At 51.5% G+C, this 26,791-nt stretch carries 26 protein-coding genes; 18 read left to right on the top strand and 8 right to left on the bottom strand.

Annotation, left to right across the window (positions count from 1 at the left end; genetic code table 11):
* Positions 1–44 precede the first annotated feature (44 nt).
* The 4 genes from KW848_RS29680 to KW848_RS29665 all read left to right on the top strand — a co-directional run bounded on the left by KW848_RS29680 (position 45) and on the right by KW848_RS29665 (position 2,938).
* On the top strand, positions 45–521 hold the full coding sequence (locus tag KW848_RS29680) for a hypothetical protein (RefSeq protein WP_218538950.1): 477 nt from the start codon (positions 45–47) through the stop codon (positions 519–521).
* Positions 522–640: 119 nt separating this feature from the next.
* Positions 641–2,125, top strand: coding sequence for a DUF5710 domain-containing protein (locus KW848_RS29675; protein WP_218538949.1), 1,485 nt, complete (start codon positions 641–643; stop codon positions 2,123–2,125).
* Positions 2,097–2,411 carry a hypothetical protein gene (locus KW848_RS29670; RefSeq protein WP_010466489.1) on the top strand — a complete coding sequence of 105 codons (315 nt, stop codon included), beginning with the start codon at positions 2,097–2,099 and terminating at the stop codon, positions 2,409–2,411. The genes KW848_RS29675 and KW848_RS29670 overlap by 29 nt, the downstream gene beginning before the upstream one ends.
* Positions 2,412–2,542: 131 nt before the next feature.
* On the top strand, positions 2,543–2,938 hold the full coding sequence (locus KW848_RS29665) for a hypothetical protein (protein ID WP_218538948.1): 396 nt from the start codon (positions 2,543–2,545) through the stop codon (positions 2,936–2,938).
* 427 nt (positions 2,939–3,365) lie between these two features.
* Here KW848_RS29665 and KW848_RS29660 read toward each other — a convergent pair whose 3' ends face one another.
* Complete coding sequence (locus KW848_RS29660; RefSeq protein WP_218538947.1) at positions 3,366–3,884, bottom strand: hypothetical protein; 519 nt, start codon at positions 3,882–3,884, stop codon at positions 3,366–3,368.
* Between the two features lie 195 nt (positions 3,885–4,079).
* Here KW848_RS29660 and KW848_RS29655 point away from each other — a divergent pair, with 195 nt between their 5' ends.
* Positions 4,080–4,907, top strand: coding sequence for a hypothetical protein (locus KW848_RS29655; protein WP_218538946.1), 828 nt, complete (start codon positions 4,080–4,082; stop codon positions 4,905–4,907).
* 68 nt (positions 4,908–4,975) lie between these two features.
* On the opposite strand, the gene KW848_RS29650 is transcribed toward KW848_RS29655, so the two are convergent.
* Both KW848_RS29650 and KW848_RS29645 read right to left on the bottom strand, forming a co-directional pair.
* Complete coding sequence (locus tag KW848_RS29650; RefSeq protein ID WP_218538945.1) at positions 4,976–6,460, bottom strand: hypothetical protein; 1,485 nt, start codon at positions 6,458–6,460, stop codon at positions 4,976–4,978.
* Positions 6,461–7,108: 648 nt separating this feature from the next.
* A complete protein-coding gene (locus KW848_RS29645; protein ID WP_218538944.1) occupies positions 7,109–7,468 on the bottom strand; it encodes a histone-like nucleoid-structuring protein, MvaT/MvaU family in 360 nt (119 codons plus the stop codon).
* A 222-nt stretch (positions 7,469–7,690) separates the two neighbouring features.
* Between KW848_RS29645 and KW848_RS29640 the strand changes: the two genes are divergently transcribed.
* Complete coding sequence (locus KW848_RS29640) at positions 7,691–8,230, top strand: hypothetical protein (protein WP_218538943.1); 540 nt, start codon at positions 7,691–7,693, stop codon at positions 8,228–8,230.
* 46 nt (positions 8,231–8,276) lie between these two features.
* Positions 8,277–8,729: a hypothetical protein gene (locus tag KW848_RS29635; RefSeq protein WP_218538942.1), complete on the top strand. Its 453-nt coding sequence runs from the start codon at positions 8,277–8,279 to the stop codon at positions 8,727–8,729.
* Positions 8,730–9,141: 412 nt separating this feature from the next.
* On the opposite strand, the gene KW848_RS29630 is transcribed toward KW848_RS29635, so the two are convergent.
* Positions 9,142–9,480 carry a hypothetical protein gene (locus KW848_RS29630; RefSeq protein ID WP_218538941.1) on the bottom strand — a complete coding sequence of 113 codons (339 nt, stop codon included), beginning with the start codon at positions 9,478–9,480 and terminating at the stop codon, positions 9,142–9,144.
* 203 nt (positions 9,481–9,683) lie between these two features.
* On the opposite strand from KW848_RS29630, the gene KW848_RS32020 reads away from it, so the two are divergent.
* The 6 genes from KW848_RS32020 to KW848_RS29600 all read left to right on the top strand — a co-directional run bounded on the left by KW848_RS32020 (position 9,684) and on the right by KW848_RS29600 (position 13,671).
* Complete coding sequence (locus tag KW848_RS32020; RefSeq protein ID WP_256365322.1) at positions 9,684–10,583, top strand: hypothetical protein; 900 nt, start codon at positions 9,684–9,686, stop codon at positions 10,581–10,583.
* Positions 10,584–10,783: 200 nt separating this feature from the next.
* Positions 10,784–10,942, top strand: coding sequence for a hypothetical protein (locus tag KW848_RS29620; protein ID WP_218538939.1), 159 nt, complete (start codon positions 10,784–10,786; stop codon positions 10,940–10,942).
* Between the two features lie 96 nt (positions 10,943–11,038).
* A complete protein-coding gene (locus tag KW848_RS29615; RefSeq protein WP_218538938.1) occupies positions 11,039–11,284 on the top strand; it encodes a hypothetical protein in 246 nt (81 codons plus the stop codon).
* A 275-nt stretch (positions 11,285–11,559) separates the two neighbouring features.
* Positions 11,560–11,973 carry a TraR/DksA C4-type zinc finger protein gene (locus tag KW848_RS29610; protein WP_010466510.1) on the top strand — a complete coding sequence of 138 codons (414 nt, stop codon included), beginning with the start codon at positions 11,560–11,562 and terminating at the stop codon, positions 11,971–11,973.
* A gap of 104 nt (positions 11,974–12,077) precedes the next feature.
* Positions 12,078–12,647 (top strand): hypothetical protein, encoded by a 570-nt coding sequence (locus tag KW848_RS29605; protein ID WP_010466512.1) that lies wholly within the window; start codon positions 12,078–12,080, stop codon positions 12,645–12,647.
* Positions 12,648–12,735: 88 nt separating this feature from the next.
* Complete coding sequence (locus KW848_RS29600) at positions 12,736–13,671, top strand: DsbA family protein (protein ID WP_218538937.1); 936 nt, start codon at positions 12,736–12,738, stop codon at positions 13,669–13,671.
* 621 nt (positions 13,672–14,292) lie between these two features.
* Here the strand turns inward: KW848_RS29600 and KW848_RS29595 are convergent.
* Together KW848_RS29595 and KW848_RS29590 are read right to left on the bottom strand one after the other, a co-directional pair.
* Complete coding sequence (locus KW848_RS29595; RefSeq protein WP_185710038.1) at positions 14,293–15,762, bottom strand: 3'-5' exonuclease; 1,470 nt, start codon at positions 15,760–15,762, stop codon at positions 14,293–14,295.
* 762 nt (positions 15,763–16,524) lie between these two features.
* Positions 16,525–16,791, bottom strand: a complete 267-nt coding sequence (locus KW848_RS29590; RefSeq protein WP_218538936.1) for a hypothetical protein — start codon at positions 16,789–16,791, stop codon at positions 16,525–16,527.
* A gap of 156 nt (positions 16,792–16,947) precedes the next feature.
* Between KW848_RS29590 and KW848_RS29585 the strand changes: the two genes are divergently transcribed.
* The 3 genes from KW848_RS29585 (at position 16,948) to KW848_RS29575 (ending at position 23,593) form a co-directional block, all read left to right on the top strand.
* On the top strand, positions 16,948–17,481 hold the full coding sequence (locus tag KW848_RS29585) for a hypothetical protein (protein ID WP_218538935.1): 534 nt from the start codon (positions 16,948–16,950) through the stop codon (positions 17,479–17,481).
* The gene (locus KW848_RS29580) at positions 17,453–18,130 is read left to right on the top strand and encodes a hypothetical protein (protein WP_218538934.1); all 678 of its coding nucleotides are present in this window, start codon (positions 17,453–17,455) and stop codon (positions 18,128–18,130) included. Before KW848_RS29585 ends, KW848_RS29580 begins: the two co-directional genes overlap by 29 nt.
* 171 nt (positions 18,131–18,301) lie before the next feature.
* Positions 18,302–23,593 (top strand): hypothetical protein, encoded by a 5,292-nt coding sequence (locus KW848_RS29575; protein WP_256365321.1) that lies wholly within the window; start codon positions 18,302–18,304, stop codon positions 23,591–23,593.
* Here the strand turns inward: KW848_RS29575 and KW848_RS29570 are convergent.
* Positions 23,579–24,274, bottom strand: coding sequence for a GNAT family N-acetyltransferase (locus tag KW848_RS29570; RefSeq protein ID WP_218538933.1), 696 nt, complete (start codon positions 24,272–24,274; stop codon positions 23,579–23,581). The two genes, KW848_RS29575 and KW848_RS29570, sit on opposite strands and share 15 nt — an antisense overlap.
* A gap of 105 nt (positions 24,275–24,379) precedes the next feature.
* A complete protein-coding gene (locus KW848_RS29565; protein WP_185710043.1) occupies positions 24,380–24,703 on the bottom strand; it encodes a hypothetical protein in 324 nt (107 codons plus the stop codon).
* 214 nt (positions 24,704–24,917) lie between these two features.
* On the opposite strand from KW848_RS29565, the gene KW848_RS29560 reads away from it, so the two are divergent.
* Positions 24,918–25,940: an IS110 family transposase gene (locus tag KW848_RS29560; RefSeq protein WP_218538932.1), complete on the top strand. Its 1,023-nt coding sequence runs from the start codon at positions 24,918–24,920 to the stop codon at positions 25,938–25,940.
* A gap of 418 nt (positions 25,941–26,358) precedes the next feature.
* Positions 26,359–26,791, top strand: a 433-nt coding sequence (locus KW848_RS29555; protein WP_218538931.1) for an integrase arm-type DNA-binding domain-containing protein, incomplete at its 3' end; no start/stop codon positions are given.

Here is a 26,791-nt window from a genome sequence, read left to right as displayed (position 1 = left end):
TTAAGGCATGGGTTGTAGTGTTGAGAGGTGCAAAGGAGAGACGAATGCCACTACTGAACGTTAGCCCCTACATCGAACTAATCGCGACTTCTATAACGATGGAAATCATTTCTATCTCGCAACACGAGGTAGAGGAATGTCTCATCGCGGCCTTGAGTCGCTTAGGTAACGATGCCTTATGGATTACCGCCGGCGAAAGCTTGCTGGTGCATCCGTTCGCAGTAATGTCACTCATGGACGACTGGCAGCAAGCCTTAGCAATCAAACTCTGTCTTGATGTCGAATGGAGCGATCAGGTGTTGCTTGATCCACAGTATGAGTTGACCACTGCCGCATTTCGCGACTTGATTCAAGCCTCCGCGACAGAGGTGCTGAGAACACCATCCCCAACCATGGAGCGATCTTCAAACGACCTGCGTGAGTCAATTTCGTTGTCGTCCTCGAGCGGTGAACCCTTGAAGCAGTCGCTGATCCGGATTGCGAGGCAGAAACAAGGGCTGAAGTTGGTCTCCGCGGCGTAGGATTGTATTTGGGCCCGTTCCAAGGGGCAGACACACCCCAAACGATGGCGAGAGCTGAATAGAGTTGCCTCATACAGGCCTGCTTGACCAGGTCGCGGGATTTATAAGGCACTCATCAGATGCAGATACGGTTCGGCCTCAATGCCCTTGAGCTAAAAAAGCATAATCAAGTCCAGGTCATTTGGGACTCGGATAAACTGGTTAACGGCCATACGCTACTGGTCGGAATGAGTGGTGCAGGTAAGACTTTTCTACTCCGGAAAATGATCTCGCACATGCTCCAAACGTCTGGCTCATCCGTTCCGCGTATTCACGTGTTTGATATTCACGGGGACCTTGAAATACCAGGCGCCTCAGAGGTTCGCTTCAGTGAGCGTTCGAACTGGGGGTTAAATCCATTACGAGTGAATCCCGATCCTCACTTCGGTGGTATTCGCAAGCGCGTTCAAGCTTTCATTTCGACAATAGAGCGAAGCATGAGGGCTATGGGAACGAAGCAGGAGGCTTGTCTTCGTAATCTTCTGCTCGACGTATATGCCCAGTACGGATTCAAACAGGATGATCCTTCGACCTGGGTGGTCGAGGAGGAGACCGCGGTCATCATGACCGACGGCCACGAAGATAGGTTGTTCATTGATGTCCCGAAAGCTGAGAAGGATGAGGCAAAGGCCCTCGGGGCTCGCTGGAGCGGTGGGCCATTGTATTCGTGGTACGTTGCGCAAGATCAGTACCAAGGCGCTATCACGAGATGGCCACCTAAGCTCATGGCGCGGACACATCCATGCATCAAAGACGTGCTCCGGATGGCTCAGAATATTCACCAGCAGTCGTTTTTGGGAACAAGTGCTGAAGCAGTTAGCTACCTGGAGGTTGCGAACCGATCAGCAGCGGCCTATCGGAAAAAGGCCATTCAAGCGTTACGTAAAGGTGAAGCCAATTTCGAAGATGAAGCAGCGAAGGTCGACCTGGATAAGGCCAAGGCGAAGGCTATTGATTCATTCACGACTTACGTTGAGGCGATCACCACCGGCAGAGAGCTGACATCGCTAATGAAGTACGACAGTACAGATGTACTGAAGTCAGTGGTCGATCGGCTTCAGAATCTGGATGCCATCGGTATTTTCAAATCCGTACAACCTCCATTCCACGAATCAAATCCTGTCTGGCGCTATCACCTTCAGGCGCTCTCGATGACTGAAAGAAAATTATTTGTTCTGTTTCGTTTGGAGGAGATCTTCCTGGCGGCCGTCGAACGCGGGCCACAGGATCGGATTCGAGACGTAATCATTCTGGACGAGGCGCATGTGTTCGCGGATGAAAGCGAAGACAACATCATCAACACGATCGCAAAAGAGGCGCGAAAGTTCGGTCTCATGCTCGTCGCGGCCTCGCAGAGCCCAACTCACTTCCCACAGGATTTCGTTGCATCGGTTGCGACAAAAGTTGTGTTGGGCATCGACGAAATATTTTGGAAGCCTAGCGCGACAAAGTTACGCCTTAGGGAAGACGCGCTGGCGTGGGTCACACCAACCAAAACGATGCTTGTTCAACTGAAAATGAAAGGGGAGACCCAGAATGATTGGCACTGGTGCAGCATTGCGTAGCGCAGTGCAAAAGTTTCTTTTGCTTGCCGTGTATGGGTTGCCATTGGCGAGCAATGCGAGCGAAGTCGATATCAAATCGCAGCAGATGTTGGAGCGGTTAGAGAGTATTTCTATGCCAATCGGCCGTGGGGCTATCTTGCAGGATCGCCTTGGGTGTCTCTGGAGCGTCATGGAAGGGGAAAAGGCGCCTCGCCTGGTGCGAGTGTCAGACGACGATGGAAAACCTCTGTGTAGCGCTACAGCGGACGCCACGGTGGACAAGGCTATTCCACCTGAGGAAAAGTAATGATTTAATTGTGTTTCTGTCCTGGCGTCTGTTCGCTGGGCTTTAAAGCTGCACCTTGCAGCACCTTTTTTAACCCTTGGGGGATCTCTTCCCCTTTGGGGATGGGTCCTCCATTTTTTTGGAGTGAACCCATGAGAAAACTACCCGACCAAACCGAACAATCCTCGCAATTCGTTCGTGAGCATCAAGAAGAAGTCGACCACCTGTTGACCGCCTGTGTTGAGGCCGGTCGCCAGTTTGTCGATCTGCACGGCACGATGTTGCAAGCAGGAACTAACGCAGTTCTAACTCGATTTCTGGATTCAAAAAATCCGGTGGCCTTCATGGTTAAGTTGCGAGAGTTTGCGTCTATTTTTGCAGGTACTTCGGTTTCATTAAGCTACTGGGGATTGGTTGACGCGATTGGTGCGTTGGCTGATGCCGTCGGTACTCAGTGGCTGTTCATGTCCGAGGAAACTCGGCTTACCAGGCTGCAACACTCGAAGGAGCACCTGGGTGAATCTCAATTATTGGTGATTGCCTCCTAAAGGAGCCGACCCGTGCACAGAAAAAAAGCCCGTCCCTTTATCAGGGGCGGGCTTTTTTTATAGCGTGTTATGTCTGGGTAATACTTCATTGCAGTACGCGCCGGCGTTCGCGTCGTGGATCAGAGTTCTGTCAGGTGGATGAATCTCTGCGAGCGACATCTGGGACATTGATTCCAGATTTGCAGCGCATCCTTTCTTTTGCCCCGATAGACCGATCAGTTCCGTAGGAATTGCGGCAGCCAGAAAACCGTTGCTGACCGCTGCACTGAAGCCGATGAGTAAAAGCGATCCGATCCCCAGGCCGGTTGCTATTGTTTGCCTTGTCAGCACGATAGTGACCTCAAGCGATTTGACCTGCTTGAGGCTACGCCGAGCAACCTACCTGGGGTCCCTGATTGGTACCAAGGAAGGGCAATCGAGTTCCCAGTTAGTCGATCAAATTACGGATTGCCTCTTCGTCAGGATGGCGCTGGGCAGCAAGTTTAAGTGTGGCTTGTTCTCCTTCCGTTAGGCTGCGGTAGCCATCAGGTTGGGTGGTGTCGATGATGAAGTTGACCTGCCCCTTCAAAGCGTCCTTTAGGCCATAGAATTGGTTGTACTGGATCAGTTTGTTGGATTCATCCTCGCGTTCATCAGCTACAACCATTAGCTGACCTAAGGCAATCAGGTTTGCGGCGATCGATGCGCCCTCGAGGGTGATTGTTTCTTCCGCCATGCCGTAGGATGCGCTGACCTGATCGAGCGCAGGGAGAACCAGCGCGACAGCTCCGTTTAGATACTTGCGAAGCTCGTAAGCACCGCCTGTGTACTGATCCTGAAGGAGGCGTCGCATCGCGGTCAGAACGGTCTGCTCGAATGCATGGCAGTAGGTGCCGTAGATGTCAAAGAGAGTCTGTGGTGTGAGCTCGAGTACGGTGTAGGGTTGAGGCGTATTGTTCGATTGCATGATTGAATTCCTGACGATCAGAATCCTTAAGGTGCCTCAATATCTAATAATGCAAGGTCCGCTAGAGCTGTCGAAATCACCTTGCAAATTAAAGAGTCCGTTGTAGCCTCCGATAGTTATGCCATGCCTAGGATCAAGACCTGGGGGCTGAGTAACGCACCGGCAGTCGCTGGGCTTCGTGAAGGAAACCGATTTTTGGCAATCATTGATCAATCTCAATTGGCTGGACCAGCAGTTACTTTTGGCAGATGGCCAGGCTGGATCGCCGAAGCAATTCCGGTTGCGGTTCGGGTGCTGCCCTATTTTTTTTCACTGACGTTTTTTGCTGCAGTAATGGCGATCACTTTGCTACTGGTGGTTGGCAAGGCAGCATTCCATCTGTTTAGTTTGGCTAGTCCGCTTGTATTTGTCCTTATAGCGCTATGTGCTTGGAAGTCCGGAATCCTACCAGGAGGTGCCGTTGTCCGAAGCAGCGTTGGCCCAAGATCTCCATGGCGAAGATTTTTCAAAATTGCAACGCCCTTGGCCCTCGTTATTGGGGGAGTTTTAAACCTCATCGCGCTCGTGGCGATGATTGGTGCAGATGCGATAGCTTGGAAGAGTGGTGTCTTGCCCAGAATCGCTTTTCCGATGGAGCTGCTCGATCCGGAGAAGCGCACGCTGCTTGTCATTTTGTATACAACTGCGGTTGAGCAGCAGTTAGGGCTGATGCCCCTCTTCGTGGTCATGGGCGGCCGCTTGGAGCCTTTCCTCATTGCTGCGGTGGTTTCGCGCCGTATAACGTGGTATGAGGCCTCCAAAATTCAGTCATCGCTGACTAAAAGCGAAAAATTTTGCTTGGGTCCTATGCGTTTACTGGTTCTTGGTGGTGTCTGTCTGCAGGCCTCAGCCCGTATGCTTGATGCCACGTCAAATTGGCTGGGGGTCGTCCTATTACTGATGAGCATCTGTGGTTGGCTGTTCTATTGCAGCTTGATTACTGTGGCTTCAAAAGATTTAATTTGTGTAAAGAGTCAAGAATAATTAATACGACGGCGGATTTTGGTCCGCCGGTTTTTTAATGTGGTGCTTCATTCGTGCGCATAATCTCTTCAGTAGAAATCAAATCTCGAATTTTTTGGTATTCTTTTAAATCCCAAGAAAAAACCATTTATATAAGTTCTGAAAATCAAGCATAAAGTCCAGGTGTCAGTTTCGACGCATGGCTTCGAACAGAATTTTGATGGTAGTGTGTCACCTTCCGAAGCGATATTTAGTTCTTCAAAAGCAGTGTCGATCATGTCATCGGTTAAATTCTCGTCGTAAAATGCATCGGACACGTCAAATAAGTGGCCAAACTTATCAAGTATAGTCAATGGATACAGAGTTCTTACAGCGTTCCTATGCATTTTCTTTAGAATGTCAAGGTTTGGAATTTGATTGATTTCAAAGTAAGAATTTTGAAAGGTCTCGCGTCTGAAGTTTAAGTTGTGAAGTCCAAAAAATCCAATTGGCTTCCACCCCTCAACAAGTTTTGCAAGAAGTGCCTCAGCCTGTCTTGCATCGCGTATTGACGAGTCGGAATACGTAATTAGCTTCGCGTAATCTTTGTTTCGTTTGATTGTTGAAGTGCTTTCGCCTTTAACGCCAAATACTAAATTCCAATTAAATGCAACTGGAGAGGAGCCTCTCATCCATGCGAACGCATGGTAATGTGGCATGCCTGTCAGGTCGCTAGCTTGAATTACCGTAATAAACATTCTTCCTGAGACTGATACGCGCTCAGCGGCAATAATTCCGGTGTCAGAATTTTTCGCTGAGATAACGGCATAAAGATCTTCGATTATTATAGAGATGTTTTTATCAGTAATGAGCTCTTCGTCGCGAGTCCAGCTTTTGATTAACTCTGCTATGGTAGAATTAGATGCTTTCTTGCTCGTCTCAACATTCACAGTTGACGGTGTTTTAGCGTCCTCACTGGCAAAGATACTCAGTGATGTCTGCTTAAATTTTGGTGGTGGCGACGGGATCTGGGAATACGAGGTGAGAGTGTCTAGAGATAGTTGTCTTCCTGCTTCGGCCATAACATCGCGCTCGATCTCTTTAGTCGAGCTAATTAGATCTGAGGAATACTTCCAAACAATTTTTTCGTAAGTTCGTCGAGGTACTAGCTTTAAGACGCTACGTATGTCAGCGGATGTCATGCTAAATGTATGAGCGAAGGTGCGTACTTTTTTGCATAGCATCAAATACTCAGCAGTGTAGGCCTTTTCATGTTGGTCTATTAACGTCCCATGGGAATGGCATACCCAAATCCCGTTTGTGATGTCGCTTAGTTCGTCTGGTGTTTTGTTCGAAGGTCTAGGGCATCCAGTTTGAGTGGCACCATATATGTGAGCTGCGACTCCGATTCCCCCAGGCCTAAGCTGGTCAGTAGGCGTGCCATCTTTTTTTTTCTTGGTAACGGCCATTGTTGTGGGTTCTAGGCAAAGTTCGTAGCTACAGGTATGCCCAGCATCAGCTGCTAAAGCTATTTTTGTTTCAGGAGAAAATTCTGCCCTGCATGTAGATGAACCAGTCTTTTGATTTTCTGCCACGATGTTTTTTCACGTCGGTTGTGTGGTTGAAGGATGTGTCAAATGCGATTCGCATGGCAACCTTTTACACGGCGTGGGGACGGAAGGGATTTCACCCAAAAAAAAACCCGACCTCAAGAGGTCGGGTTTTCTCTCCGTCACCGAAGTGAGGATTTGTCTTAGCCTGATATGCCAGTTTCCTGGAAAACCCTGCAGTGCAGGGTGGAGGCGAATCGGTCCTTTGGTAGGCTTTCGCTTTCCATGTAACCGACTCTCGTACCATCTGCGACTGCAGTTGTTTTTTGGATAGGATCATCCGAGGCACCGACTGCTGACCTCGCCGTCCAGAAGAAGAATCTTCTGAACAGGATTCACACAAAAGTGTGAACCCCAGCTTTATGGACAGTGGCAGCCTTCTGGACGTCTAAAATCAAGTGGCGTCTGATCTCGCAGGTGAACTGGAGATTGGACTAAATTCTGGAAGGGTGAAGCATTAAGAATTGCTGCAAGCAGCTAGGCTTACGCCGTACTGGTGAACAGGCACCAGAAGAAGAGGCTGAATAATGCCATCCCAAATGCTGATTAGCAACATGTGACCCTTTCTACCCGTGAAGTCTGACACTTGGGCAAAATTAAGGCCCGCAGTGGGCCTCAATGCAGGTCCGTGCTCTAGACTTGAAGCCACTTTTCGACTTCGCCAGCGCCGTGCTTTTCCTTCCAGCTTTTGAGAGTTTTGTGATTGCCGCCTTTGGTTTGTACCATTTCGCCTGTGTGTGGGTTTTTGTAGACCTTCACGACACGCTGTCGCCGCTGTGCGACAGGCTTAGCGCCAGAGCGCTTCAAAGCCTGTGGGTCAAGCAACAGGATGATGTCACGTAGACTTTTATTGTGCTGTTCCATCAGGTCCCTAAGTTTTCTTTCGAATTCGAGCTCCGCTTGCAGACGCTCATCGCTGGAAAGTTCGTTCAAGCGATGTTGCAACTCCTTAATGTGTTTTTCCGTGCTGCGGTATTCATTGATTAGGGACATGGGAGGTCTCCAGTGGTGGATAGGGGTTGTGCGCCGGCGACGGACAATCAGCCATGAGAGCGTTGTGCGGTTGACCAGCAAAGGGAGCAAACACTCCCCAGTGCACGTTCATCAAATGTCAGATTAGCTCCTCCTGTACTAAGCGTCGTGACTCGGCATGTCATGTCTTCTTGCATCTTGGAATTCTCCTGTTCAATGGACGTACGAACGAGGAGATCCACCATGATTCAGAGTCATAATTCGCTTCGCGAAATGATGAAAATGGTGCCTACCCTGAACTTGGTTGTTGGAGAACTGAGTGGTGGCGCACCAGCGTTATTTGCAGGTACTGAACCTATAATGCGATGCCGCAACACGGTAGTCGGAGCTGCCTATGCAGAGCTGATTGTCGCTGCTTTACATAGCCTGGAGGCCCTAACCAGCCACAACATCGATTTAAGTCTAGCCGGCGAATCAAATGAGGCTAATGGTGCTGCCGACCTTGACCAGGTAACCCAATTGATTCGAAACGTCCTTTCATTGCAGCCTGAGCTCGCACCGAAAAGTGACCTATACACCAAGCTTGTAAGGGCTGCGGTTGAACCTTTTTTGAGGTCGACTTCCATAGCTCCTATGTTGCCCCAGCACTCTTCTAAATCGGGGGGCACCCAGATTCCAGAGTTTTTAACATGGCTCAGTCAAAACCGCGGCGAAACTGAGCATCTTTCCCTAGTGGAGCTAACTGGTCTTGCCACCTCCTGGATGAGAATGAATGTTCAGTAGTAATCACGTTAATGAGACTAGTTGGCCAGACTTTGCTGATTCGGCAATGGAATTGCTCAATCCAATTCGGCGGTTTTTTAAGGCTGCTCATCAGCATCATCAGCCTCAAAGTACGAAATCCTTTAGCGTCGGTGAGGGGAGTAATACGCGGTACCTGGCATGCGAGGTACGACGATCCGATCTGACCATTCAGACAGACAGCGCGGATACGAACCGGGTTGATCTTCGATTCTTTATTGGCTACGGGGTGTATGGCACCGTCCAAACGGCCGCTGCGGTGGCAGGTCTAAAAGCGGAGCTCCAGGAAATGGTCGAGGGTTCAATCTCCCACCGCCAGATCCGCAATGCTGAAGGCTCCTTCAAAGCCGTTTTCTCCGACGGATCTATGACGTTGAAGGCAGAGGGGAATACCCAAGGGTGGATCATTCAGGTGTGCCTGATGATCCGTGCGAGCGCTATGACTCGGGGATTAGCGGTGAGCCATTCGGCTCAGAACTGAATTTTTTGATTTGTTTGGCGAGCATGTGCTCGTTATTCAATGGCCAGCAGGCCGAACCAGCTGCGGTGCAGCATCTCGACACCCTTGCGGGCTCATACCCCGTCAAGGGGAGGAGCCCGTTAACTTTCGGAGCCCCTCATGAAAATAACGTTTTTATTGCTTTTGTCTCTTGCACTTTGCGGCTGCGCCGGCAATTCACGAGTGGAAGATCCGGACGCAAAGCTTTACAACGCTCCAGCGCGAATCGTTCCCGTATGTCAGCGGTTCAGCAGTGGGTACCAATGCATGTGGATTGAGCTTGGTCATCCAGCTGCAAAACGCAGTGGGAGTGCTACGCGTGGAGTCGTAACAGAGCAAACCATTTAAACGTGTTCTATTGCGCAAAAAAAAACCCCGAGTGATCGGGGTTTTTTTATGCCGGAAGGTTTTTCCTGAGCTTGTTCAATCCAGTGCCAATCTGGAAGCAGACCCACGTGAACCAGGCCAGCAAGACTAGGTAACCAACTCCAAATTTGATTGTTATACCTCCCAGCAAAAGCCAGCCAATGCTCCACCAACAAACCTTCACCTGGCGGCGGAAATGAGTTCGCCAAACCTCATCCTGGCATCGAAGGTTCATGTGGGCTATGACAGCACCTACGACGGCAGTAATCCCCACAATAAAGCCAGCGGCGTACAACCCGTAAACCAACAAAGCAAGGCGATCTGGGCTGAGCAATTTTGACAAGCGATCGGTTCGAATGACCTTCATTTCCATTCCCTTTGTGGCGTTGCATGTTACTGAATGTGCTTCCCATTGAGCATGCCTCCATCAATGCACATTAAGGGCGCTATTCGAGATGCAAAACGGTGCCAATTACCATCTAAAAGGATGCCGATGTAACCTTGCAGTTAGAACGCACTATGGAATGATTTGAGCATCATTCGGATTGAAACCTAGAGGAGAGGGGATTGATGAATTACCTTGGAATGGCGCTTGCGGTGGTTATCGCATCAACGGCGGGTTGCGCTATGCACGACCGTGTAAGCAAGGCCCAGTCTGAAGGTGTGGGTTCCGCGCCTGTGGCTGGTGTTGAATATGAGTTTCGTGACTCTGATGTGGTAGCACTCAAGCACGCAAATGCCACGCCTTTGCAGTTCCGCACAGATGCTACTCCGGTGGATAAGGTGTTCAGTGTGTTGGGAATGCCCTCGCTTAAAGTTGCACCAGCTGGGTCATACACAGCAAATCAGCTCCACACGGCGACGGCCGAACAAACGAAAAAATACATCTCATCGGTCGCCACACCAGCTGGTCGAACTGGTAAGGACATCGAGGCAATTGGCTTGAATGCCATTGGCGGAAATATGGGGGCCGCTGGCATGGCCCTCAGTTTGGTAGCCGGTTCTCCAAAGTATGATCCTCGCGTAAACCTCGGATTTCTTGTGTGCTTCGAGCATGCAGATCAAACGGCTAGTGTTACGGACGCCGTTTCAAATTGTTCGAAGAAAATGAATGCGATGTTTGCGTCTGCAGTCACCAACGTAACGAAAACCATCAATGTCCAAAATGGTCAGTTCCGCACGGGATCAATAGAGACCGAAGCTGGTGTCAAGACAGCCAAGGTTTTCTTGGGGCGCCGCGGGGTACTTGCCTCTGATGGGTATGCCCCGGCCGATCGGGGAGGATACGCGGCTCGTATTGTTGCCATTCCAATCAACAGTGAAACGACCTCAGTCATGGACAAGGTCCTGTTCTTGGATAACGGCAATGTATCGGCCGCTGAAGTAGCCTCGGCTCTTTCGAGAAGTCTCCCAGAGGGTACTGCTTTTTACCTTCCCGATCAGAAAAGCGGGCCAGTTGCCGCCTACTGATTGCAGAGCTATTTCTGGAGTGGGGCCGGTATTGGATTGGCCCCAGCCTTTGTGTACCATCATCTCTCACTCGGCCTTTGGCTGATCCCTTCGGGGCAGGTACAGCTTGACCTGAGCTCTGCTAATTCAAGCAATCTTTCAACCCACCAGGGGACCTCATTCCCCTTCTGGGGCATGGGTCTCCAACTCTTGGAGTCCTTATGGAAATTTTGCTCTACATCATCGCCATGTTCGGTGGCTCATACCAATACGATCCGCAGTTTTTCTGGTCGCTGGTGGCCTTCCTCGTACTTGCCGCTCTGGCGATCCTCTGGGGCATTGCTCGAGTAGGTAAGGGCCTGGATCGCAATAAAAACTGAACCTCGGATTTTGCCGAGCAATCTCGTAAACCTTAAATGACCCGAGCGGGGCTACTCCCGTTTGGGTGTGGTCTCGCTCCTGATTATGGAGTAACCATGAAGCCTCTAATTGCATGCCGCCAAGTACTCGGTGTGGACACATACCGCGCAACAAATGAACAGGCTCAGCTTGTGACCCTGGCCATGCGTAGCTACGGCCATTTGCTAAAGGACGGCACACCAACCGTTCACCACTTCAGTTTCGATCAGTTCGCTGACGCCATTGAGGCTAATTACTCTGTGACGGCACCTCAGACAGCCGCGATCGTATCAACGCTGAGGGATGTGCATAGCCTTCAGTAAATGGCCAACAGAAAAGCCGGCTTAGTCGCCGGCTTTTTTTTGCCCTCAGAAATGCATTTAGGGCTTTGGGTTTACGACCTCAGAAAAGAAACGGATAGACCACTGAGGTGAGGTGGGGGGCAGTTCTTCCCATATGGTGTGAAACAGACTCAAAAGAAACTTTCTTCGAGCGCTATCAGTGAGTGAGAGGGAGGCCGAAAGGCCAGGTGAGGAGGGTACTTGCAGTTCTGACTCTGCATGGATGATGGAGATTCAAATAACTGCTGGAGGCAAACGTGACTAAGAGTGAATTGCTGGCGATGCCGGCGTCGAGTTACATGAACAAAGACCAACGTATTTTCTTTGCGTCACTTGTTGGGCAATTGGTAGAGGCGATTCGAGCCCGAATTGAGGCGAAGAAGCCAGAGCTCGAGCGTGTCGAGTCGTTTTCCGATCCTACCGACACTGCAACGCTTGAAGAACTTCGGCAACGTGTAGCTGTAGAGATTCAGCGCGACACCCAGCGTATTAAAGCCCTTCAGGAAGCTGCACGGCGAATTTCCCAGGACGACTTGTTCGGGTTCTGTGAGATTTCAGGAGCTGAGATTGGCTTAGCCCGAATGCTACTCCTACCGGAAGCTCGTTTATCGGTAGAGGAACAAGAGCGCCAGGAGCGTCTTGCTCGCCATCAGTCACAGCGAATTGCCTAAGACAACCAATTGCGCATGGCCGGACTGCACCTATGGCTGGGACTGATTGACTGAGCCATAGGTCATCCAGGTGTTAGGTTGGACCCACCGCAAAGGAAAATGAGATGCAGCCCTTGAAAACCTATAAATCACTTCGCAGCTTGTTTTTCTTGAAGCGAAAGGAAGCTCGATCCGTACTGTCGCGTTTTGGTCGCGAGGAGAGCCGTCTTCGTGAATGTGAACGCAACCTTGGGATCCTTGATGCTAAAGGCGGCGGGAGGGGGCTGAGCCGAAATGACATCTTCCTTTACCGCTCCTACCAGGACCAAGCTTCCTACTATCGGGTGAGGATGGGGGCTCTGGCTTCGACCCTCAGTAGCTATGGAACCGCCTTCTATGAGCTGCTGGAACAACTGGATCACTACACAACGTTTGATGATCGACTTACTCTGCTTAGCGCTCGATATCAGGAACTCCCCGGCAACAAGTGGAACAATGCGTCACTGCATGAGTTAGTCGCCCGCTATAAGGCCGAGGGAGCATCTCTTGACGGTGGAAGAGGGCCGGTTCTCGCGTGTTTATTGGCAATGAATGGCCAGTTAATTTCAGAGCCAAACCACGCACGACAGGCTATCCAATTCCATGCGCCTATCCTCCAAATAGCACCTGCTTTGCGGCTTATCTCAAGTCGGTGATTGCGCCCAAAATGAGGGGCTGATTGGCCCCTTCCAGCTAGACAATCCTCTTAATGTTTCCTGCAGTGCTACCACTTCAGGAATCGCCATGACTCTTCGCCTCAAAACGTTTATTCCAACTGTTCTAACCGCAGTTGCTCTCAGCCAGGCTGTCAGCTACGCAGCACTCAACGTCTGGGGGGAGCAATACATGACCAGCAAGATGGAAACCGCGGCCTCCATGCGTGAAAAGGCGGAGATCGAGGAGTACTCGAAATCGCAATTCGCGAAGTTCTCAGCTGCCGCGGACGAGGTGCCGAATGACGCGCGCGTATACGGTGAGTTGAAAGCACGATTCACTCTGGCCGAGTTTTCCGACATGGAGTGTCCTTTCTGTAAGAAACTTCACCCAAACCTCAAGGAGATCGTTGATCGCTCCAATGGTGCAGTCAATTGGCAGTGGCGTCATCTACCTTTGAGCTTTCACAACCCAGCTGCCACTGACGATGCTAAAGCAGCTGAATGTTTCGCCGAACAGAAAGGTAACCGTGGGTTCTGGGTTTTCCTCGACCAGATCTTCGAGAAATCTGCAGGCAATGGTGGTGGTGTGAAAGACATGTCCGACATCGTCAAATGGCTTGGCGGCGACAAAGTCAAATTTGCCCAGTGCATGAGCAGCGACAATTACAAAGACCGCATCGCCGAGCACATGCGTATGGGCGAGAAAATTGGCGCGACAGGCACGCCGGCCACCGTCATCATTGACAATCTCACCGGCGAGAAAGAATTCGTATCAGGGGCGCAGCCAATCAGCGCGTTCATTTCGATCATGAAGAAAATGATGGTCGGGGAGAAAGCGGAAGCTCAGGCCCAGGCTCAGAAAGAACAAGGTCAGCCGATTGATGGTGGCGATGTCGTCTCGCAGAAAATTCTTGGATATGGCTCCCGTGCTGATGCTGCTCCCACGGTGGATGCCAAACTCCCCGCCGCCCCCACTGCACCAGGTTCACAGCCGGCGAATGGCGCCAATCTTGTCTCCAAGTAATCCTTTGGTACAGCCCCTGTGGAGGGGGCTGTACCTCAATCCGTAACAGGAGACCTGGTTTGTCGTCCTCTTCGATTTTATCTTCTCCAAGCGTTGTAGGTGGCGTACTTTTCCCTATCGCTCTTGGAGCCGCGTCATTTCAGATCCTGGTGCGATACGCCCCAGCGCGCATGTCCGGTGATGCAGCGAATGCTACAGAATGGATTGGTTATGGACTTTTGGGGTGCTGTGCGCTTTTCGCGATCCATGGTCTGTACGAAATAGTCGCTGCAGTTTCATGTCGATCGCCAGTCAGGATCCTCCCGCAGAACCTGATGAGTATCGACCCGCGCGAGGATCTGAGTGTCATCCCTCCACTCGAAGGAGAGTTGACTGATGAGGCAAAAGCCGGCGTTATTGAGCTGATTGCTGAATCGACCAGCTGGGAGGATTTACAGGAGCTTCTCTCTATCCATGGTTATCGCTTGGTCGCACACGGTCGCGGTTTATGCCTAGCGAAGCTTGACGCTCAAATTGAGGTCCTCTGCACCGTTAGAAGTCTTGGCAGGGGATGTGACTTGCACAGTCTGCGATCTCGACTTGGATCTGTCCCCGCCAATCTTAAATCCCACGATACCTGAGTCAGTTACCGGCCATTTGAATACTGATTTTCCGTCGTCTCTCATAATCCCGCATCATGCCTATGATTATGGAGTTGACGGCTAAACAAATCTTCGCGCGAGTGGCAGCAACGTAAAGCAAGTTGATTTCATCATCGCGTGAGCTTTCGGACATCTCCGGGTCAAGGGGGTCGGGGAAGTCCTCCTCCAGGCTGACATAGTCGAACTCCAAACCTTTGGATCTATGTGCCGTCGAAAGTATTACGTCTGCAGATCGTTCGTCTTTTACTGTGAGCTTCCGAATTTGAGCTAAAGCCTCGTCCAGATGATCGTAAGAAGTGACAATTTTTATTGCTCGCGCCATATCGCGGTCCTTGCTGGCCTCCGCAATCGATACGTAGTCGTCCCAGTTCTTAAACTCTTTCAATAACCTCTTGGACTTGATTTTGCTCGTATTACCTTCGCTTAACCAATAAAGATCCTCGATGTCTGAGATTTTGTAGGAGTCTATTTTCCCAACCCAAAAAATCTTTTTGTTTTTTGATGTTAATTCAAGCGCTGACATTATGACGCCCATCACTGTTCGGTGCAGAAGGGCTGGACGCACAGCATCGCTATCTAGGACTGCTTTGACCTTGGTCGGATATCCTGCACCAACCACCTTGTTGGTTTCGCCCTTGTAGCTCAGAAGGATGTTAGCGATCGTTGCAACGGCAGGGCCAAAGCGAAATGATTTCGTCAGATACAAATCGACTGCTGTGTCTAGATCAGGATCCGAGAGGGCATTGTCACTACCTCTGAACGAGTACAATTGTTGGTGCGTGTCACCAACGAGAATTACCTGGCATGACTGAGATTTGGCTAATCCAAGAGTAATGCCATTGAGATCTTGAGCTTCATCCGCAAGAACAGCATCGTACTTGAGGCTCAAGTCAGGCTTGCTGAGGAAATAGAGCTTTAAATATCCGTCGTGGAGCATCGGTATATCTAAATCATCCGGATCTAACATTCGATTCCATAGCTCTTGTGAGCATTGAAATACTGCGTCGACAAAAGATGGAGACATCTGAGAGACGGGGCGGCCATTCAGTTGGGGCAGGTGGTCTTCATGAATAACCTCGATAGTACTGTTGAGGAAGTTGGTGACTGTTCCAATTGCAGCGCGGACTAGGTTCCAGTCATCAAGATTCAAAACACGTTTTACGTCGGATGGCCGTAAGTTCTCACCAAGTTTGTGTTTGTATTTCGCCGCCACTGCTTTGTATGCCACTTGGTGCGTTGAAAAACAGTCTACATTCCTCGGGAATTTTCCTGTTGCCTCATCAGCAATGCTTCGATTGTAGGATAGGTACAGAAAACGACGCCTTGAGTGCCTTTTGGTGTATTCAACCAAAGAGGTCGTTTTCGAAGCGCCGGCGAACGCACGGACACGCAAACGGATTTCTTTGCAGGCGAAAATTGCCTCTTGCTCGTCTGTCCAACTGAATGCCATGGCTACGTGATATCCCTCGGGTAATTGACCCCAATCTACCAAGAGGAAAAACGCTACATGCGGTAGACCGACCCTCTTTGCGGGACGGAAAGAGCGATGGTCCTCCAAAACTCAGCCTAGGATCTTGGAAATTTCACATCATGGGTGACTCGGATTGGCTGAACAGCAAATTTTGATCTGGCTTGGGGTGCAGTTCCTGCTGCTCCTCTTGATTCCTGCAGGGGTGATTTGCCTTCAGCGAGTTTCCACGAAGGTGCTGGTAAAGAGGTCATTTCATCTGCATGCGGTGACAGGGCTGATCGGTACCCCTTTGCATGAGCTATCCCATTTTATTGCCTGTGTTGTCTTCGGGATGAGAGTACTGAAGGTGAAACTGTATTCGCCTGACCCTCATACGGGGCTCCTGGGGTACGTCCAGTTCGCCTACAAGCCAAATTCTTTGGTCCACATGGTTGGGCTGCTGGTACAGGGTATCGCTCCCGTTGTGATGGGTTATTCGATAATTTCGTTTCTGTTACCTACGACATCCTCTGAAATTGATTTGCCATTTACGAACGCATCGACCCCATATGAATTGGGTATCAATGCGGCCTGGAGTGCCACGGTAGGCGCGTTCGTAAGTGGGGAGTGGGCTGGATGCGTAACGGGACTTTTGGCGCTTGTAATCGGCTTGCACGCGGTACCGTCGGTTTCCGACTTAAAATTGGCACTTAGGGGTGGAGTCTGCGTACTGCTGGTGCTCACAGCTTTTGGGCTGATTTCTCAGGTTGAGGTACCAGCGTCGGTGCCTGCAGCGCCGATATTCAGGTTGCTCCAAGCAAAAATATTTGCCTGGGGATGCATTGGGCTGGATATGGCAACTGAAGCCGTGACGATGATTTGTTGCATTGCATCGCTCAGTACTCTGCTATTGCAGATTTTGCCCAGTGTCTTGGTCGGAGTGTTGGGCCGTATAAGAAGATTGAGCGAACCGGCCGGCGCCAATATGTGTGGTTCAGTATCCAGCTCAACCACATTCGAACCTTTCATGAAGTCTCCTCAGTCGCCTGTAACAATTGATGGCGAAACGGGCCGGGTTGATCCAGGTTAGTTTGTCCAATTTTTGGGGGCGGATCCGCCACAGAACCTTTTCCTGATCCTTTAGATTTATGCAGTCTAAATAGAGTTGGGATGCCGATGAGGTCTGTGATTATCTTGCTGGCGCTGGTGGTCAATGTAGCCGCTGCTGAATCAACCCCACCTTCTGCGATAGAGCTGGAGGCGCACATCGCCTCTTCGCTTTCACAAGGAGATGAAGACGGTGCAGGAGTGTCATTGGCGGAGCTTAAAGCACTGGCTTGCTCGGGTGATCCCATAGCGGCTAGCAGGGTGGGACGGATGTATCTCTTTGGCAACGGAATGCTGGCAAGGGATTTGGATCGTGCTCGTTCCTTTCTATCCGCGGCTGCAATGCGTGGCGTCCCAAAATCAGCTGCAGACCTTGTGGTTACCATTATTTCAAGCTCAAGGGCACTTGATGATTTAAGAGAAGCTGCCAAATGGACCAAGGTTGCTCAGTTTATCGACGGTCCCGAGGCTACTGAAACCACGACAGAGCTTCTTCGGCTCGCTGCCGGAAGCATGGACCTAACAGTGGGCTACCAGGCCGGTGCTCGTTGGATTCAAAACTACCGGAACAAAGGAGGCGTAAATGAAGATCGCCCTTGTACGTCTAGCTAATCATCTACTGCCCGGCGGGCTACTGCTTGTTGGATCTGGTGTCGCTTTCACCTTGCTGCGGAGCTTAAGGACTGGCACCAACCTACTGGAGATGGTGGTAGGGTTCTCATTCCTCGCTGGACTTCTGGCCTCAGTGTTTGGCTTCGCGATCTGGGCGGCTTCATACGCTGATACGACTCTTAAGAGAGACATGTTCAGGCGTCGACTTGCTGAGTTGTGGGGAAGGCAAGTCATCCCTTTCGACAACAAGGCGAACTCAATTTTTCGTGCACTCAGACAGCGGCAATTTCCTGACCAGATGAACGGAACGTGCTGGTCATTTTGCATTGATACGGCCGCATTTCCGCGATACGAATCGCAGGGTTATATCCTGGTGAACGGTACCGTCGTACATATGGCGATGGTTTGCGGTGTTCGAGGCCGATGGCACGTTGACTGCTACCTACAGGCAGCATGTGAAAGGGAAGGGGCCGTGTTCATTGTCCAATCCGTCTGCGGTCCACTCAAAAGTTGGGTTGCTCAAGGTTCAGAAATCGGTATCGATTTTGAAGAGGGCAACGAGGGCCTGGCAGTCGATTCCATTGGACTCGTCCGGATGTTCCGGTCTGGGGTACCGAAAGTGTTGGCCCGCTTCGCACCAAGCACCTAATACAACTGGGCGGTCGCTAGGAGTGGTAACGAGACAGGGGAAGGATCTGCTAAGCGTTGCGGGTATACACTTTCACCCGAGGCGAGATAATCTCCATCTTTACCCTGTCGCGTGCCATATGGAGCTGTCACCAGGCGCTAGGCGACTGAACCGTGACAGGCGAACATACCAATGTCTGAAAGCCCCCCCTCTGGTCCTTCGTCAAAACAGACAAAGCAATCCGCCAAAACACCAAGTTCACCAAAAGGTGGAAATTCACGTAAGCCACGTCGGGCTGCAGATAAGGGTGCGGTCGCAAGCCCAGCTGCGGCGGGACCCTCAGGAGCTGTTCTTGAGGCTCATGTAGGTGCGCAGTATCTTCTACCGCTGCTTTCGGGCGGTGAGGCCCGCGGGTTGCCGGGCGTCGTAGTTAGCCGTGTTGCCTTCCAGCGTGCCGCACTAGGCCATCCGATGGACGACGTCATCATCACGGGGCGCGACCGCCAAGGCAACGTAGCAACTCTCGAGCTGCAGGCTAAACGCACCCTCGTTTTCACTGCAGGCGACAAGACCTTTGCAGATGTGGTGGCTCTGGCATGTCGGTCTGCGATCAAACCCGAGTTCAAATCCACGCGCTATGAGCTTGCCGTGGCGGTTGCGCGCACCTCAACCAAAATTGAGCAACATATCCAAGAGGTCCTTAAGTGGGCTCGCAACTATCAGAGCTCAAAGGATTTCTTCATCCGATTAAATCAGTCTGGTGCAGCACATCAGGCGATGAGGGATTTCGTGAATGCGTTTCGTGGCCATATGGAGACTGCTGGCGCATCGCACGAAGATGAGGATGTTTGGTTTCTTCTTTCACGCTTTCAGGTGTTGGTCTTTGACCTGGAGCAGGCGGGTTCAATCTGTGAATTGTTGGCTCGTGAACGATGTGCGTTGCAGCTTTCACCTCAAGATATTCATCGAGCTGGCGACCTTTGGGACTCCCTTAAGCAAATTGCACTGGAGGTTGACGCCGCTGGCGGGGATTTGGAATCACAGTCCCTACGAACGCGTCTTGGAAGCGCCCTAGGGTACCGTCTTGCTGGATCTCGTCAGTTGTATGTCGCTCGTGAGCGTCTATACGAGATCGTTGAGAATGCATTAGATACCATTAGAACGGATGTTCATGGTGTGGCGATCGACCGTACTGGATCGGTCATGGAAGCGCTGTCAGCGCTTGAACGCGGTAGGTATCTTGAAATACGGGGCGCCGGTGGTGTTGGCAAATCAGGCGTACTCAAAGATCTCGCTATGCGTATCGGCGTTGAGTCCCGTGTTGTTGTTGTCGCACCGAACCGTGTACCTGGCGGTGGTTGGCCAGCCATGGCAACAACACTTGGGTGTGAGGTGTCTGCACGTGAATTCCTGGTCGATTTGGCTGGGGACGGCGGTGGGATGCTGTTTATCGACGCTATAGATCGTTTTGAGGATTCAGGACAAAAAGCGACCGTCGTTGATTTGATACGTGCAGCAGCACAAGTTTCAGGCGTTAAAGTAGTGGTCACTGCGCGGTCAGATTTTGATTCAGATGCGCGCGAGTGGCTGCCAGCGAAGGCGATTGAAGAGCTTGGTGAAACTGGTCCATTGACCGTAAATGAGCTGAGCAACGATGAGGTCAAAATTCTAAGGATGGCTGATCCTGCGCTTGCCTCACTGCTGCGCCATGGCCACCCAGCTGAGAAATTAGTACGAAATCCCTATCGTTTGGATCGGCTGGCTCGAGCGGGAACGGCGGAATCCACAACTGCTTTCAGCGAAGCGAAGATGGCGTGGCAATGGTGGATCACTGGAGACTCTGCGGACTCCGCAGATCGCACAGATCGGTGTCGTCTATTGTATTACTTGGCAGAGCATTCATTGGCTACCTCGGGCCCTCTGGATTCCAGAGCCTCATCTTCTAAGGCAATCGAAACCCTTGTCGCAAGTGGCTCCCTTCGCATCGTTAGCGCGGTTCGCGTAGAGCCCACGCACGACGTTCTGCGTGATTGGGCTCTCGGTTGCCTGTTACATGATGAGCCAGATCGATTCTCTAACCTGCCTCTGAATCTCCCCGTTCCTGTGCGCCTTGTTCGGGGGGTGGAGTTCGCTGCTCGGCTACATGCTGAGTTCGAATCCGGTGATACCGCCTGGCGGGTTTTGCTCGAGCGAGTGAGCGCACCAGGCTGTCACGGTTCGTGGAGGCGTGCTGTCTTGTTATCGCTTGTTCGCTCGGAATTGTCTGATGAGGTCTTGAACCGATGCGCACCTACACTGGCTGCAAATAAAGCTGAAGCGCTTTCAGATTTGGTGCGGGCGGCTATCACGATCGACTCCCAATCTGCAGCGCCTCTTTTTGCTAAGGCCGGTGCTGACGTCAGCAAATTAACAGATGATTTTGTTCTTCCTCGCGGGCCGGCCTGGCTAAATCTTATCGTTTGGTCGCTTGCGCTTGGGGATCGACTGCCTCCAGCTGCCGTTCCCCTATTTACTGACCTCTATAGTCGTTGGTGTACTGCGCTAGCAGGATATGACGACTTGTCGCCGTTGCTCGTACACCGGCTTTACGAGTGGTTGGTCTTGGTCGAAGCAAAGCATCATTCGAGGGCGAATCCCTTCAGTGATGCCTCTCCGAAAGGAACCATCGCACTATCAATGACAACTGCTCAGGAGAACGATCTTCGGAGTAGCTTTCTCATGTGGTGCAAGCTTTGTCCTCAAGATGTCGAATCCTACTTTCGTGAGTTGAGCGATCACCCATATCGGCACGTTGTTTTCCGCCGTTTGATCCCGTTCATTGGAACTGCCGCCATCGCTGCACCAGAGGCTTTGGCCGATTTGTTCCTGAAGATATTGACCGAAAAGGACAAGGACGCTGATGACCTACATCCTTTCAGCGAGAGAGCTTTTTCTGGATGGGATAACGAATATTTTCCAGCGTCTCCTGCTCGGGCACCGTTTTTAAGTTTGCTGCTAGCAAATAGAGAACACGGTTTAAGACTGATTCGCGGTGTCGTTTCTCGCGCGATATATCGGAAAACGTTCGGTCGGGATCCAGGTGAAAACCATATTGAGATCCCCCTGCTTAATGGATCGCGTGTATTTCCTTGGTGCCAGTCCTATCTGTGGTCGCGTTCTGATGGGACCTATGTTGCCGCATCCGCCCTTATGGCCTTGGAAGCGTGGTCGCATATTCGGATTGAACGTGATGAATCGGTGGACCTGGTCATCGACGATATTTTGGGACCTGACGGTTCTCCTACCGCAGTCATACTGGTGGCGGTCGATGTCATGCTTTCCCATTGGCCAAAAACCAGAGCGAGTCTCTGGCCATTTGCTGCTTCAGCGTCATTACTGGCAATGGATCGTGAGCGCTTTGCGCAAGATATCGTAGCGGGGGATATGCATTTAGATTCATGGGTTCATCCGGAACCTAAGGGCGGAGCTAGACTTGAGGATTTGGTCCGTCGACCTTCTCGCCGTACGACAATCGACTCAGTGCTTGAAGACTATGGTGTTCACGGGCCAGCTGAGATTCGAGAAGTTATGCGTCATTCTTTGCAAACAGATGTAGCTCGAATTGGCCTTCCGGACTCCGACAACGCAAGCATGACGGACGCACGATTTGCTGCGATGTGTGCACTTAATCGACTTGATGTGGCGAATTATCAGGTGGGTGCGTGTAAAGCGGATGGATCTGGCCAAAGGCAGTACCAGTACATACCTCCAGAACACGAGGCCAGGCTTACCGCGGAGATCCAATCGAAGGCGCAAATCAGTTATGACGAAGCGACAATTCGTTTCGAAATGATGAAGGCCCTACTCGGAACCAAAAGCTCGCAAGTGCTTCTTGAGCGCTGTGTTAAATGGGCGAGATATGAGTATCTGCCGCCGAACGAAATTTTAGACGGCGATGACCAAGAGTGGGATGAAAGAACTCGCGTCATCGTTGCGGCCTTGGTGATGAGGGATGGCGATAAAAAACTGAGGGATGCTCATCGAGATTGGGCGGTGAACATCTTGATAAACATCGCAATGGTTGAACCCGCAGAAAGAGCGCACGTGCCACAGTTGCAATACAACACTTCTGGTATCGCGGCTGTGGGTTTACTCGGGGTGTACCGAGAAAATCCAGTCAGTGACAGTTTGCAGTGGCTGCTTCAGTTGGCAGCTAGACGACAGACGGGGATGGCATCACTGATGCTTGTTGAGTCGGTGGCGCCACGGGTCCTGGATCCCAAACTAACGCAGTCGTTCATTCGCTTAGGTCTTGGGTCTTCAGTATATGCCGTGCGACACCATGACGACGATTTTGATGGTATCGAGGACTATCGTGTACGCGAGCAGGAAATGACAGCGGCTCGTAAAAGGGCTGAACAAGATAGGTTGAAAAGTGCTGTGACGGCTGAGCATCGATGGCTGATAGGGGAAGGCCCCGAGCCAAGCTGGTCTGTTTTACCTGACCCAAATCCACCCAAGGAGAAGCACTCAATCAGTGTGGGTAAGGTACGTCATAAACGCATTCGTTCGATTCAACTATCACCTGCATTCGCGTTGGACGCCGCGGAGGCGGCTCCATGGATCTCTCTGGCAAATGAGCTTTGGCATGAAGCTCGTCCAGATATGCTCGCAGAGTTGGTACGCCATTGTTGGCCATGGACCGCCAACGCGAATGGTGTCGACATCGACGCGGACGAAGAACCGAGTGAGCTCGTGTACGAGTGGAATGATGCCTTTTTCTCTGCCGCGCTTGCCGTAGGGGTTATTGATGGGGGGGCTGGAGTAGAAGAGTTTGTATATGGATATCTCGAAGCTCTTCCAGAGGAGCGCTTCTTTGATGCAGCCGAATCACAACTCCATACGTTGGATCACTTATGGTTGGATAAGGGCTTGGTAACGGACCTTGCAGCAGTCTCAATTCGTGAATCCCTTTATCGAAGGTTGATTGATACGAGGTCTTGGCATCACGTTGCTTCATCTCGATCAATGGGGATAGCCATGCAACTTGCCGGTGTGGTTGCCTCGATGTTTATGGGGCACCACAGACTAGGTAAAGGGCCAATCTGTTATGTCCCGGCTGCCAAGGTGGAGCAAGCGAATTTACTTTTGCCATTGCTCACTCAGCTGGTGGAGCAAGCGCCCGGTTCTACCTTCGTCACTCAGGCGTTTTTAGGATTTTTGGAGGTGTCGCCTCAGGTTAGCCAAATGGCCTACCTGTCAACATCAGTTCGAGCATGGTGGCGTGAACAGGGGGCCAATTCCGAGTTTTGGATCGGACATGCGATTGGTCGGCGGATATGTAACTGGATTGATAAGGCCTTTCTTTTGCCTCCAGTTTCGCCCGAGGCGCTAGAGAGTGCGGATCTGGCAGCCGTTGTAGATATTCTCGTGCAATGTGGTACGCCCTTAGCCAGGGCGCTTGAGGAGCGTCTAGCAGGTGCGCGAACCCTAGGCGGTCAGTGAGTTCAGCAGACGGTCTCTAACGTAGGTCTCGGCTTTTTTGAAAAGTGAATCAACGCGTTCGCTTGCCTCATTATTTGCCCGCTCAATCGCTGCATGGCCATGCTTAGCAACAGCATCTTCGTGCGCTTGAATAACTACCGGATGTCCCTGGAGTCGCGACAGGTCTATGACGGTCATAGTCTGGTCGCCAGGGTTTGGGTCGGTTGTCATCTGTACCTGGGTGCTACGCGCGACCTCAACTCTGAATCCAAGTCGCTCATACAGAGGCACACTTTCCACGAAGCAAGAAAGAGAAGCTAACGGATATCGAGAAAGCATTTTTCGCATCAGAGCCGTGAAAATTCCACGGCCGCGGAATTCCTCGAGGACAGCCCCGTAATTTACTCCACAGGAATCCACTGAGTTTGTGATTGGCATGTACAGAACAAAACCAAGAGGTGCTCCTGGCTGCTCATCATCGAAGGCGACGAGCAGCTCTCCATGTCCACCACCTGGATGGCCAATCGCATTAAGGTACGCGTGAACTTCAAATCCCAGATAGATCTGGGAGATCACATAAAGAGGATGCTCAGGTGGGCAGGCATCTGTTCCCAATTCTGACGTATACAGAACCGCCATACGGATGATTTGCTCAGCTAAGGCCTCAGGTACTGCGTCTTTGTAGAGTGCAATTTTGATCATTGGTTATGTGTGCCATGGGCGTATTAACTTCAAAGTCGAGAGTGAGCCCGAACGCGCCTAGGGTGTGCCTCTGACAAAGGGGGGCGCGAGTGAGCGGAAAGACGACTAGATGGGTTTTGTCGACACCACTTCAAAATACTTGTACTTCTTTTTTTTGGCCTCGTTCTTGGCCTCTTGCTCAGCAACGAAGGTACTGAGGGTGTTCGCGTCATGGACGAACACGTCAATTTCGCCTTCAAACTCTCTCGACACGTGCAGTGTGACCCTTAATTTGGGGGAGTGTGGCTTTGCGGAAGCTTTGGCTTTCTGAACTGGCTTTGCCGTTGGAGTGACAACCGGCGCCGGTTTTTCGCTCTGTGACGGATGACTGTTCTGGCTACTGCCAAAGAGCGCTTGGCGCATCTCCTCTTCAGTCAGGTCTTTACTCATTGTAGGGTTCTCGCAACAGAAAAATAGGCGTGACGCTCGTGTGTCTTAGCGATTTTAGCCCCCTTATACGGAGATTGCTGCGACGAGTTTTTTTGCGGCAGCCAAAATAGAAAAGCCGGCGCATGGCCGGGTTTAATGAGATGGTCAGCCTGACCGAGAAGTCCTGCAGGTTTACGCTTGCAGGGCTTTTCTCGTTTTCGGCGGAGGATCTCTCATGAATACGATGACGCTTCTCGGTATCGACATTGGCAAACACAGTTTCCACCTGCATGGCCAGGACGCCAAAGGTCATCAGGTGTTGCGCAAGAAAACCAACCGCGGCCAATTGCTCAGCACATTGGCCCAGTTACCGTCCTGCACGGTGGTGATGGAGTCGTGCGGCGGCGCCCACTGGCTGGCTCGACAGATCGGTGCATTGGGCCACGAGGTGAAGCTGATCGCCCCGCAGTACGTCAAACCGTTCGTCAAAGGCAACAAAAACGACTTCATTGATGCCGAAGCGATTTGCGAGGCGGCGAGCCGCCCCGCGATGCGCTTCTGCTCGATCAAAACCGCAGAGCAGCAAACGCTTTCAGCCCTGCATCGTGTCCGAGATTCCTTGATTGGCCATCGCACCGTCGCGACCAACCAGATTCATGGCTTTTTACTGGAATTCGGCATCAGCCTGCCCATTGGCGCAACTGCATTGCACCGCGTGCCGGCGCTGCTGGACGACCCACAACACCCGGTTCCATTGCGTCTGAAGGGCGTGGTGATGCGCCTCCATCATCAAATTCAACTGCTGAATGATGAAATCAAGGACATCGAGTCCGATCTAAAGCAACAGTTGAAAGAAGACGATGCCGGAAGTCGTTTGCAGAGTATTCCTGGCATCGGCCCCATCACCGCCAGTGCGGTATTGGCCGATGTAGGCGATGCGTCGAACTATCGAAGTGGACGCGATTTTGCCGCTTCGCTAGGGCTGGTGCCGAGGCAATATTCGACGGGCGGAAAAACAGTGCTTCTGGGGATCAGCAAGCGCGGCGACAAGCACATCCGCCAACTGCTGGTGCAGGGCGCGCGATCCATCATGCAGCATATCGATAAGCGGGAAGACGCCATTGGGCCTTGGGTTCGGGAGCTTCTGACGCGTCGACACTCCAATGTCGTCGCGTGCGCGCTGGCGAACAAACTGGCGCGAATCGTGTGGGCGGTACTGGCCAAAGGCGGCCAGTACGACCCACATCCGAACGTTTGAACGTACAGCTTTACCACCGGCTTTTGCGACGTCACTGACTGATGACAGTAAACGGCAAACGGCCCGACTGAGAACCTGGCAATAAAATCAGCTTTAGAGGCTGAGGGTTTTTTCAGGACAGTCGGGAGCGGCTACTCATCGAGGGCCGAGCGTTGTTGACGCAACACTCACGACGAGCCCGAATACATTAGCGCAAGCCAGCTTTACCGAAAACAGCCCATGAGGTTGCAGGAGATGGGCTGACCATACATTTTATTATCCTAAACAATCCAATAAAATCCACAAAAAGTTCTGATAACCTAGCTATTTCTGGCCTTAACTCATTCACCTGTCCAATAGCGTTCAACGCTGCCTGACTTCATCCGACGATGATGTGGGGGGATAAATGGGGGGACAGCAGGATCAAAGGGGAAATCCAATGGGTAAGCTGAATCCGAAACAAGTCGAAAACCTGACCGAACCCGGCACCTATGAAGATGGTGATGGACTGCGATTGGTCGTAAAACCAACGGGGCGCAAATCCTGGTTACTCCGCTTCCAACTCGCAGGCCGTCGTAGAGAGATGGGCTTAGGCTCGTATCCAGATGTCAGCCTCAAAAATGCACGTATTGAGGCTAGCGCCAAACGCCGGTACTTAACCGATGGGATCGATCCACTAGCAGCACGCGATGCTGAACGTGACGCCCAGAACGAGGCTCAACGAGCTAGAGAGGCCAAACAACTGAAGTTTGAAACACTCGCAACGGAATACCGTGATGCTCACGGCGCGACGTGGTCGGAAAAATGGCGTAACGGCTGGCTGCGAAAGCTGGAGCTGTATGCGTTTGATCACATAGGCAAGCTGTCTGCCG

It is taken from the genome of Pseudomonas sp. PDM25 (genome assembly GCF_019219045.1).
Lineage (GTDB): Bacteria > Pseudomonadota > Gammaproteobacteria > Pseudomonadales > Pseudomonadaceae > Aquipseudomonas.
This window is presented reverse-complemented; position numbering and strand designations above follow the sequence as displayed.

Excerpts from the sequence above, each read along its gene's own strand:
- KW848_RS29680 (WP_218538950.1), top strand. The coding sequence starts at position 45 with ATGCCACTACTGAACGTTAGCCCCTACATCGAACTAATCGCGACTTCT.
- KW848_RS29675 (WP_218538949.1), top strand. The coding sequence starts at position 641 with ATGCAGATACGGTTCGGCCTCAATGCCCTTGAGCTAAAAAAGCATAAT.
- KW848_RS29670 (WP_010466489.1), top strand. The coding sequence starts at position 2,097 with ATGATTGGCACTGGTGCAGCATTGCGTAGCGCAGTGCAAAAGTTTCTT.
- KW848_RS29665 (WP_218538948.1), top strand. The coding sequence starts at position 2,543 with ATGAGAAAACTACCCGACCAAACCGAACAATCCTCGCAATTCGTTCGT.
- KW848_RS29660 (WP_218538947.1), bottom strand. The coding sequence starts at position 3,884 with ATGCAATCGAACAATACGCCTCAACCCTACACCGTACTCGAGCTCACA.
- KW848_RS29645 (WP_218538944.1), bottom strand. The coding sequence starts at position 7,468 with ATGTCCCTAATCAATGAATACCGCAGCACGGAAAAACACATTAAGGAG.
- KW848_RS29640 (WP_218538943.1), top strand. The coding sequence starts at position 7,691 with ATGATTCAGAGTCATAATTCGCTTCGCGAAATGATGAAAATGGTGCCT.
- KW848_RS29635 (WP_218538942.1), top strand. The coding sequence starts at position 8,277 with ATGGAATTGCTCAATCCAATTCGGCGGTTTTTTAAGGCTGCTCATCAG.
- KW848_RS29630 (WP_218538941.1), bottom strand. The coding sequence starts at position 9,480 with ATGAAGGTCATTCGAACCGATCGCTTGTCAAAATTGCTCAGCCCAGAT.
- KW848_RS32020 (WP_256365322.1), top strand. The coding sequence starts at position 9,684 with ATGAATTACCTTGGAATGGCGCTTGCGGTGGTTATCGCATCAACGGCG.
- KW848_RS29620 (WP_218538939.1), top strand. The coding sequence starts at position 10,784 with ATGGAAATTTTGCTCTACATCATCGCCATGTTCGGTGGCTCATACCAA.
- KW848_RS29615 (WP_218538938.1), top strand. The coding sequence starts at position 11,039 with ATGAAGCCTCTAATTGCATGCCGCCAAGTACTCGGTGTGGACACATAC.
- KW848_RS29605 (WP_010466512.1), top strand. The coding sequence starts at position 12,078 with ATGCAGCCCTTGAAAACCTATAAATCACTTCGCAGCTTGTTTTTCTTG.
- KW848_RS29600 (WP_218538937.1), top strand. The coding sequence starts at position 12,736 with ATGACTCTTCGCCTCAAAACGTTTATTCCAACTGTTCTAACCGCAGTT.
- KW848_RS29595 (WP_185710038.1), bottom strand. The coding sequence starts at position 15,762 with ATGGCATTCAGTTGGACAGACGAGCAAGAGGCAATTTTCGCCTGCAAA.
- KW848_RS29590 (WP_218538936.1), bottom strand. The coding sequence starts at position 16,791 with ATGAAAGGTTCGAATGTGGTTGAGCTGGATACTGAACCACACATATTG.
- KW848_RS29580 (WP_218538934.1), top strand. The coding sequence starts at position 17,453 with ATGAAGATCGCCCTTGTACGTCTAGCTAATCATCTACTGCCCGGCGGG.
- KW848_RS29575 (WP_256365321.1), top strand. The coding sequence starts at position 18,302 with ATGTCTGAAAGCCCCCCCTCTGGTCCTTCGTCAAAACAGACAAAGCAA.
- KW848_RS29570 (WP_218538933.1), bottom strand. The coding sequence starts at position 24,274 with ATGATCAAAATTGCACTCTACAAAGACGCAGTACCTGAGGCCTTAGCT.
- KW848_RS29565 (WP_185710043.1), bottom strand. The coding sequence starts at position 24,703 with ATGAGTAAAGACCTGACTGAAGAGGAGATGCGCCAAGCGCTCTTTGGC.
- KW848_RS29560 (WP_218538932.1), top strand. The coding sequence starts at position 24,918 with ATGAATACGATGACGCTTCTCGGTATCGACATTGGCAAACACAGTTTC.